This window comes from Hungatella hathewayi WAL-18680 (assembly GCF_000235505.1).
GTDB lineage: Bacteria > Bacillota > Clostridia > Lachnospirales > Lachnospiraceae > Hungatella_A > Hungatella_A hathewayi_A.
Map to the genome: position 1 here is coordinate 2,973,623 of NZ_JH379027.1, position 8,391 is coordinate 2,982,013.

11 protein-coding genes are annotated in these 8,391 nt (G+C 50.2%); all 11 read right to left on the minus strand.

Annotated elements, in window-relative coordinates:
- Positions 1-15 precede the first annotated feature (15 nt).
- A complete protein-coding gene (locus tag HMPREF9473_RS13350; RefSeq protein ID WP_006780655.1) occupies positions 16-1,080 on the minus strand; it encodes a Fic family protein in 1,065 nt (354 codons plus the stop codon).
- Between the two features lie 16 nt (positions 1,081-1,096).
- Positions 1,097-1,786 carry an aspartate/glutamate racemase family protein gene (locus HMPREF9473_RS13355; protein WP_006780656.1) on the minus strand — a complete coding sequence of 230 codons (690 nt, stop codon included), beginning with the start codon at positions 1,784-1,786 and terminating at the stop codon, positions 1,097-1,099.
- Positions 1,787-1,811: 25 nt separating this feature from the next.
- Entirely contained in the window at positions 1,812-1,997 is a 186-nt protein-coding gene (locus HMPREF9473_RS13360) for a DUF6440 family protein (protein ID WP_006780657.1), read from the minus strand.
- 42 nt (positions 1,998-2,039) lie between these two features.
- On the minus strand, positions 2,040-2,306 hold the full coding sequence (locus HMPREF9473_RS13365; protein ID WP_006780658.1) for a DUF3781 domain-containing protein: 267 nt from the start codon (positions 2,304-2,306) through the stop codon (positions 2,040-2,042).
- A gap of 44 nt (positions 2,307-2,350) precedes the next feature.
- The gene (locus tag HMPREF9473_RS13370) at positions 2,351-3,751 is read right to left on the minus strand and encodes a glycosyltransferase (RefSeq protein WP_006780659.1); all 1,401 of its coding nucleotides are present in this window, start codon (positions 3,749-3,751) and stop codon (positions 2,351-2,353) included.
- Positions 3,752-3,820: 69 nt separating this feature from the next.
- Positions 3,821-4,144, minus strand: a complete 324-nt coding sequence (locus tag HMPREF9473_RS13375) for a PH domain-containing protein (RefSeq protein WP_006780660.1) — start codon at positions 4,142-4,144, stop codon at positions 3,821-3,823.
- Between the two features lie 78 nt (positions 4,145-4,222).
- Positions 4,223-5,209 carry a diaminopimelate dehydrogenase gene (locus HMPREF9473_RS13380; protein ID WP_006780661.1) on the minus strand — a complete coding sequence of 329 codons (987 nt, stop codon included), beginning with the start codon at positions 5,207-5,209 and terminating at the stop codon, positions 4,223-4,225.
- A gap of 103 nt (positions 5,210-5,312) precedes the next feature.
- Entirely contained in the window at positions 5,313-6,194 is an 882-nt protein-coding gene (locus HMPREF9473_RS13385; protein ID WP_034859303.1) for an MBL fold metallo-hydrolase, read from the minus strand.
- A 32-nt stretch (positions 6,195-6,226) separates the two neighbouring features.
- Positions 6,227-7,111 carry a PHP domain-containing protein gene (locus HMPREF9473_RS13390; protein ID WP_006780663.1) on the minus strand — a complete coding sequence of 295 codons (885 nt, stop codon included), beginning with the start codon at positions 7,109-7,111 and terminating at the stop codon, positions 6,227-6,229.
- A gap of 32 nt (positions 7,112-7,143) precedes the next feature.
- Positions 7,144-7,881: a GNAT family N-acetyltransferase gene (locus tag HMPREF9473_RS13395; protein ID WP_006780664.1), complete on the minus strand. Its 738-nt coding sequence runs from the start codon at positions 7,879-7,881 to the stop codon at positions 7,144-7,146.
- Positions 7,882-7,919: 38 nt separating this feature from the next.
- Positions 7,920-8,391: signal peptidase I (gene lepB, locus HMPREF9473_RS13400; protein WP_006780665.1), on the minus strand; the 472-nt coding region annotated here is incomplete at its 5' end.

Here is an 8,391-nt window from a genome sequence, read left to right on the forward strand (position 1 = left end):
GTATGAATGTTCACGCTATAAAACCTTCCAGCTTCCATTTTTGCTGGAACCGACTCTTTCCAGCCTGCCCTCTTTTTTCAAATTCGAAAGAATTCTTTCCACCTGGCGCTTCGAAATTCCCAGTGTTTCGGCCAGATTTTGTGAAGTCAGTCTTGAATCACTGCGCAAAAGGGCGAGCAATTTTTCTTCCGGTTTCATGCCGATTGACTTTGTAACAGCATTTACACCGACATTTGTACCGACATTTACACCGACATTTACACCGACATTTGTACCGACATTTTCATTTTGGAAATTCAACTGCTCCCGTTGCTGCTGTTCTACAATTTCTGTCAAAGTTTCTTTTATCATATTCAGCATATATTCAACAAACACGGTTGAGCTGCCATCGGCATTTGCTTGATTAATAGCTGCGTAATACTCACTCTGATTTTTATAAATCATGGTCTCCACCGGCATCCAGGCAAAGAATTTTCTCCAGTTTCTCAGTATCAAAGAATGCCACAAACGGCCGGTACGGCCATTTCCATCTTGAAACGGATGGATAAATTCAAACTCATAATGAAAAATGCAGCCTTTTATAAGTGGATGTAGTTTCGATACCTTCAACCACTCAAACAACTCCTGAATCAGACCTGGCACATATCCGGCCGGCGTTCCGGCGTGAATCAACACATCTCCGGCATAGACTCCCGCATTACCGCTTCGAAAACGTCCTGCTTCTTCAACCAGCCCCTCCATCATATATTTGTGTACCTTTAATAAATCCTTCACCGAGCAGGGATTCATATGCATCATTTGTTCATAAGCTTCGTATGCATTTTTCACTTCACGAATATCCTGCTGTGGCGCCAGGACTCTCTTTCCCTCAATGACACCTGTCACCTGCTCCAGGGTCAGGGTGTTCTGCTCAATCGCCAGAGAAGAATGAATGGTTTTTATTCTGTTTTCTCTGCGGAGTTTTGGATTTTTCGATAATTCGCCGTAAGCGGTAATCTGTCCTGTTAAATCTCCTATTTCAATAACCAGATTGGTAATCTCTTCTGTCATTGTAAATGGTGGATTGTACCCATTTTCCATATTAATCTCTCCAAAATCAGCCAATGGCCTCCATCGCCGCCATTTTCGCATGTATCTGTGTCGTGTCGAACACCGGCAGGGAGGTGTCCTTTTGTTGAATCAAAAGACCAATCTCCGTACAGCCGAGGATAACGCCCTGCGCCCCCTTGGCGGCCAGCTGGTCTATGATTGAGAGATATTTCTCCCGGGAAATATCCGATATGGTCCCGAGACACAGTTCCTGGTAAATGATGTCGTTGACGGTTTCAATGCCCTGAGCGTCCGGTATCAGGACCTCTATGCCGGCAGCTGTCAGTTTTTCTTTATAAAACTCCTGAGTCATGGTGTATTTCGTGCCGAGGAGGGCTACCTTCCGGATATTGTGATGGAGCAGCTCCGCGGCTGTCGCCTCGGCGATGTGGAGGATGGGAATCTGAATCTGCCGCTGCATCTGTGGAACAACTTTGTGCATGGTGTTGGTGCAGATGATGATAAAATCTGCGCCGGCTTTTTCCAGGCTTCGGGCCGCCTCCGCAAGTATTTCTCCACTTCTCTCCCAGTCGCCGTCCGCCTGGCACTGCTCAATCTCAGCGAAATCTACACTGTATAACAGTATCCTGGCGGAATGCAAGCCGCCAAGTTCTTTCTTTACCACTTCGTTGATTATCTGATAATAGGTAACCGTACTCTCCCAGCTCATGCCGCCAATCATTCCTATGGTCTTCAATATCTGCTCCTCCTATTTTGTAATATTAGCTGTTAACCACCGGTGAAACCACTGGTTTTCCTTCTCTGTCAAGAAGGGGTGTCAGGCCTCCTGCGTAGCCACTCACATGAAATAGATAATTGACTCCAGTCGTTTTATCAACCCATATCTCCGTTACATTCATAGTTCCCTGGGAATATGTTTTTTCAAATCTGTCGCTTGCTTTTGCCATTTTTTAATTTCCTCCTATTTGTCTATTGGATGATTTGACTGCTCAATCAGCCTGTGGTTTCTTTTTGTGGGCGGTGATGATGGTATAGCTGTAAGCATTTACGGTAATGATGCTGGTTCCGATCTCCACGTACCAGTTTTTGCCCTTACGATAGATCAATGCGTCCGGGCTCTCTATCTGCTGGCGGCACCAGGCGACCACATCCCTGCATTCCAGTGATAAGTTTCTCTTTATCCGCCCGACTCCCATCTCCGTTGTGTGCAGGTTTGCCAGATTATCCAGCAGCTCCTTCGGCTGATTCTCACTCATAACTGCTCCTCCCGTCTGACGCCGGCCGGAACCGGCGTTTCTTTCTACTGTAAAATCTTCTGAATATTTTCCTTCATCCGCTCGGACATCCGGGTGTACTGTTCCAGTTCTTCCTCGCCAAAGCCGGCAAATCTCGCCTGGTGGTAATCCTGCTCCACCACCGCCAAATCTTCCAGCAGGGAATCGGCCGCCGGAAGGATGAGAACCCGGATCTGACGCTCCATCCCCTTTTTGGCCCGGATATCTTCCACCTTGATCAATCCTCTTGCCACCAGCTTCTGGATGGAAGCAGACAGCATGGGCCGCGGCATCCCCATGATATCGGCCAGTTTCCTGCGGTTAAACAGGTATCCTGGCTGATTCTGCATGCCCGCTTTGCTCAATCCGCTGTCCGCAGCCAATGCCACCCGCCCGGCCTCTCGCGACTTCCCAAATTGATAAAAATATAACAATAAACTAATCTCCGTCAACGACAAATCATGCTTCAATGCCGCCGGTTCCAGATACCGCTCCAGCAGCTTCCTCGAACGGTAGGCTTCCGTAATAATTCCGTCCTCCAGCACCGCCTCCACGCAGACGCCGCTGCGCTCCGTCCCCAGCTTTTTACTGCCGGGCAGCAGCGCCGGGAGCACGATTCCGTCCGCGGCGGAATCCACAAGGAACTTATAAACCTGAAGCCGGTTCTTCTCGTAGTCCTCCTCGTCCAAAACATGCTTATAAAAATTATTATAATACTCAAACACCATCAACTTCATCTTGACCGTCTTGGAAATATTCATCCCCTGGGTCACTAAAGACCCCTTCCGCTTCAGATAATAGTAAACCGGTGTCCGCAGCGCGTAAAAGCTCTTTGCATGGCGGATATATTCCAGGTTAAACATGAAATCCTCACACCAGCTGATTTCCTCATCCATCCGCAGATGATACCGCTCCACAATCTCCCGCCGGTACAGCTTATTCCAGAGAACGCCGTAGTAGAAATCGGAAGGATTTTCCATCATGCAGGCCGCAAATGTTTCCTGGTCCATGACGCCGTCCTCCTCGATATCCCCCTTGTGGGACACCCGCTCTCCCGCCACCCGGTAAAAGTCCGTGATAACCATATCGCAGTGGTTCTCCTCGGCGGAACGCACCATCAGCTTCGTGGCGTCCGGCGTGAGCCAGTCGTCGCTGTCCACAAACTGGAGATATTTCCCCTTGGCATGGCTGATGGCCATATTTCTGGTATCGGACACTCCCGTGTTGTTCTTGTGAATGACATAGACCCGCTTATCCTTCGCCGCATAGTCATCACAGATTTTCCCGGACGAATCCGTGCTCCCATCATTTACCAGAAGCAGTTCAAAATCCTGAAATTCCTGCCCCAAAATGCTGTCCACACAGCGCCCCAAATAATCCTCCGCATTATAAACCGGTACAATAATGCTGACTGCTGGAATCCTCATCTCTTCTCCTTATTTTAAAAAACAGAGTCCCGCTTCTTTTGCAAGGCTCTGTATAATGGAATCACTTTGTTACAATTTTGATTTGATAAAATTCAGAAGCTCTTTTCGCTTCAAAACGGAAAGCTTATAGGATTTCCCGTCTTTCATCTTCACCTTGATGCCTGTCGGAAGGAACTGGACAAACGGACCAACATTGCAAAGGCTCACCGCCTCAATCTCCGAATACGAGACATCCAGCGCCACGGCAAATCCACCGCGGAAGATAATCCTCTCATTGGTAAACCAGTACTTCCCTGTCTTCTGACTGTAAAGCCCCAAATTCTTCTCCCAGTAATCCCCTTTCACTTCTTTTTCAACTGCTTCTCCATCATGTAATTCAAATAAATCCGCCATGATATTTTCCCCTTAGTATGTAGTTGATAGAAACGAATTTATTATACTACAAATAATCTGAAAAGAAAAGGGTGAACATTACAGAAGACGCTTTCTCAATTCTTCCCCAGACTCTGCGCTCAGATAGGCCGGAGCGATGTCAAATACCGTTTTGCAGCCCGTCTGTCCCTCCTGGTTCAGGCGATATGCCGCCCTGGCGTACGCCACAATCACGGAAGCGGTAAATTCCGGGTTGGAATCCAGCTTTAAGCTGTACTCAATCACATGGCTGTTCTCGTCCTCCCAGCCTGTTTTTCCCGAACGGATGACAACTCCACCGTGAGGAATCCCGGCGTGATCCCGCATTAACTCTTCCTCGCTGATGAAATGCACTGTGGTGTCATAGTCCGCAAAATAGTTGGGCATCGTCACGATTTCCTTCTCAATCCGCTCTAAATCCGCGCCTTCTTCCGCTACCACAAAGCACTCTCTCGTGTGCTTCTCCCTGGCTGTCAGTTCCGGATTCTTCCCTGCCCGGACCGCTTCCAGAGCGGATTCCACAGGGATGGTATACTGTCTCGCGTCCTTCACCCCGTCAATTCTTCGGATGGCGTCGGAATGTCCCTGGCTCACGCCTTTTCCCCAGAAGGTGGCATCATGGCCGCCCGGCAGAATTGCGCCTGCATACAGCCGGTTTAAGGAAAACATTCCCGGGTCCCAGCCAACGGAGATAATTCCCACATGACCGTTCTCCTTCGCAGCCCCGTCCACCGCGTCAAAATGCTCCGGGATTCTGGCATGGGTATCAAAACTGTCCACCACATTAAAATACTTGGCAAGCTCCGGTGTCTGCACCGGCAAGTCCGTAGAACTTCCTCCACAGAGAATCAGCACGTCAATCTCATCCTTCATGGAAACCGCTTCGTCCGCATGGTACACCTTCACTCCTGGTGTTAAAATTTTCACATTCTCCGGCGCGCGCCTTGTAAACACGGCCTTCAATTCCATATCCGGGTTATGTTTGACAGCGCACTCCACGCCTCTGCCCAGATTTCCATATCCCATAATTCCAATTCGTATCCTCATATCCAATCCTTCCCTTTCTCAATCAACTGCACAACAGGATATCAGAGATAGTATAAAGCAATATCTGGAAAATTGTCAACGAAAATCCTACCTACATGCCTGCTCAATGCACTGTCCTCCACAACAGCTGGCCGTCTTCAAACAGCGCCTCCAGCTCTCCTTTATCTTTCAGCCACGCAAGATAAGAGCGGACTGTGCTTCCCACAAGGACATACTGCTCGAAATTCATGTTCAATCCGTAATCAAGAAACAATCTCCTTAAAATCTGCTCAAAGCACAGCGGCTCCCTGCAGATATCCGTAATCTTTTCCGCGATTTCGTGGACCTTGTCGATATTTATCTGGGCCAGCGGTGCGATATGGTCCGTGGCCGGCGCGTGGGCTGGCACAAACATGGCGGCGCTCATCGTCTTTACCCGCTCCAGCGTCTCAAGATATGCCCCGACATCATAGATAAAACCAATCTGATATTTCTCCAGCGTCTCCCCGCTGGACAGACAGTCCGCCAGATACACCACATCATCCGCCGTCCGAAATCCCACCATATCAAAGAAATGCCCCGGCAACGGTATCATTTCCATCCCCGCCGGAAGCGTCTCCTTCGTCAGATGCTCCGCCCGGCTCTCCTGGGCCATCAGAAACTTATGTCTCAAATCCTTCGGCGGAAACCCGCCATACAGAAATGCAGGCTCCAGCACCGGCGAGTTGGTAAAATCACACTCTATCCCCGGCGCATATATCCGACACCCCGTCTGCTCCTGAAGATACCGGTTCCCGCCGATATGGTCCGCATTGGAGTGGGTATTGTAAATCGCCGTCAACTGCCAGTCATTCTTCTCAAGCATCTGCCGCACCTTCCGCCCCGCATCCTTGTCACTTCCGCTGTCAATCAGACAAACTTCTCTATCCCCCACCCTGACAAGCCCAATCTTCGCCGGACTCTGGATATAATAACTGTTCTCACCAACCTGATTTAATTCATACATGGCTCCGCGCTCCTTTTCCACCCGCATAATCTCTATCCTCTGAAATTGTCCAGATATTCCCAAATTTCCGCTTCATCAACTTTTGTCATCCCGTTGGTATCTCCCAGCCGGACCGCCGGCTTATTCCTACCGTGGAAATCACTTCCGGCGGTTTTTAAAACTCCATACCGGTCCGCCAATTCCCGGTAATAACGGATATCCTCATCCCTGTGATAACTGCTGAACACCTCTATCCCGCTGGCTCCCAGCTCCAGTATGGAGGAAATCATCTGCTCCCGTCTCCCTACCGTCACCGCCGGATGGGCAATGACGGAAAAACCTCCGGTATCCCGGATAAGGGTAACCGCCTCCTTCACCTCCATATAGCGGACTGGCAGAAAAGCAGGTTTTCCCTGAGAACAGAAATCCCAGAAAAAATTGACATTTGGGTTATCTCCCCGCGCTCCGCCCTTTCGATATGGCTCTAATATAGGATTCCCCATATTTCTCTCATCCGCCAGCGCCGCTTCCGCAATCATCTCCCCCACTACAATTCCATCATGGGCCAGAGCCAGCACCTTTTCCTCATCAAAACAGATTCCCAGTCCACTCAGAATGTTCATCCGCTCTCTGGACGACGCCCGCTTCTGCTCCAGAATCTCTTCTTCCACTTCCAAATACCGTTTATCCGTGACATCAATGCCGTATCCCAATAAATGCAAATCCAGTCCGTCGCAGGTGCAGTCCAGCTCCACCCCCGGAAGCACGGTTATCCCACACTCCCTGGCCTTCTCCATAAACGGCAAAATCCCCCGCACGGAATTGTGGTCTGTTAAGGAAACCAGTTTCATGCCATGTTCCCTGCAAAGCTCTGCCAGCCTTTCCGGAGAAAATTCGCCGTCCAGACTGATATTGGAATGCATATGCAAATCTAACATGTCTATCCCTCCCATGTTCTAACGGTTCTCTGTCATCTATCCTCTGCCGCCTGGTCTCCAAACAGCCACCACGTCTTCTCAGAAGAACATACCATCCCCAGCCGCTCCTGAAGTCTGGCGGAGGTCTCGTTGCCTTCGAACACTTGGCAGAAGGGGCGCCGGCCCTGGGAGAGCGTCCGGCGGATGAGGAAGGCTTCCAGGATTTTTCCGCAGCCCTTGTTCCGGTACTGTGGAAGGACCTCCAGAAGGCCCATACTGCCTTCCAGATGCTGTCCGATAAATCCGGCCAGCTCTCCCTGCTCGAAGATGCCCCAGAGCTGCTTTCTCTCTATCAATTCGCCGATATACTCCGGATCGTCCATAGCATCGTAATTTCGGTCCACGATATCCCGGTATTTGGCTCCCAGCAGCTGGACCTGCTCCAGCCGGCGGCTGTCAATCCCGGTATGTTTCATCTCCGCCTCCCCGAAGGTATCGGCGGGATACACATACTGGTGACAGGGATGATATTCTGGGAAATGATGACGCTGCTGCAGCATCTTCGCCGTCCGCTCCTGGTGCACTGCAAACGCCGTCGCCTGATACTTCCCAAGGATGGCCAGACATTTCTCCACATCCTCCATAGACGCAAAATAAATTCCGCTGAGCGTCTCCCGAAAAATGACGCCGTCCTCCCCCTCATAAATCACCTCTCCCGTTCCTCTGGAAAGCGGGTCCAGCATATCCGCATGGGAGACAGCATCCCTTTTTAAATACTCAAACACCGCCATGCCCTCTCTTTCTATCCTGTCATTTATCCTCAAAACATTTACCGAATCTTCTTAATCCCCGGGAAATACTTAATCAGAACCTTAGCCAGTATCTCCTCTTTCGGCACATATGGGTCGCTCCATCGTCTGGCATCCGCGGAGTGGTTCCGGTTGTCGCCCAGCATCAGATAGCAGCCCTCCGGTATCTCAAAGTGGTAATCATCCGACTCCATAGGCTCCGGAAGATACGGCTCCTCAAGCGGCGTCTCCGACCCGTTGATATAAACGTGATTGTCCCGGATATCCACCGTCTCCCCCGGCAGGCCGATGATTCTCTTGACCAGTCTGGTCTTGTCCTTCCCCGGCTCCGACTTGTGCTTGAAAATGACAATGTCCCCCCGCTCCGGCTCACTGCCAAAACGGTATGCCAGCCTGGACCCCACAATGCGGTCTCCGGTCATAATCGTCTGCTCCATGGAGCCGCTTGGCACCTCGCTGTTGGCTATAATACAGGAATTCAGGAAAAATGCA

What these genes read in the sequence shown, in the direction of transcription:
- HMPREF9473_RS13350 (WP_006780655.1), bottom strand. Translation starts at nt 1,080, where the DNA reads ATGGAAAATGGGTACAATCCACCATTTACAATGACAGAAGAGATTACC.
- HMPREF9473_RS13360 (WP_006780657.1), bottom strand. Translation starts at nt 1,997, where the DNA reads ATGGCAAAAGCAAGCGACAGATTTGAAAAAACATATTCCCAGGGAACT.
- HMPREF9473_RS13365 (WP_006780658.1), bottom strand. Translation starts at nt 2,306, where the DNA reads ATGAGTGAGAATCAGCCGAAGGAGCTGCTGGATAATCTGGCAAACCTG.
- HMPREF9473_RS13370 (WP_006780659.1), bottom strand. Translation starts at nt 3,751, where the DNA reads ATGAGGATTCCAGCAGTCAGCATTATTGTACCGGTTTATAATGCGGAG.
- HMPREF9473_RS13375 (WP_006780660.1), bottom strand. Translation starts at nt 4,144, where the DNA reads ATGGCGGATTTATTTGAATTACATGATGGAGAAGCAGTTGAAAAAGAA.
- HMPREF9473_RS13380 (WP_006780661.1), bottom strand. Translation starts at nt 5,209, where the DNA reads ATGAGGATACGAATTGGAATTATGGGATATGGAAATCTGGGCAGAGGC.
- HMPREF9473_RS13385 (WP_034859303.1), bottom strand. Translation starts at nt 6,194, where the DNA reads ATGTATGAATTAAATCAGGTTGGTGAGAACAGTTATTATATCCAGAGT.
- HMPREF9473_RS13390 (WP_006780663.1), bottom strand. Translation starts at nt 7,111, where the DNA reads ATGTTAGATTTGCATATGCATTCCAATATCAGTCTGGACGGCGAATTT.
- HMPREF9473_RS13395 (WP_006780664.1), bottom strand. Translation starts at nt 7,881, where the DNA reads ATGGCGGTGTTTGAGTATTTAAAAAGGGATGCTGTCTCCCATGCGGAT.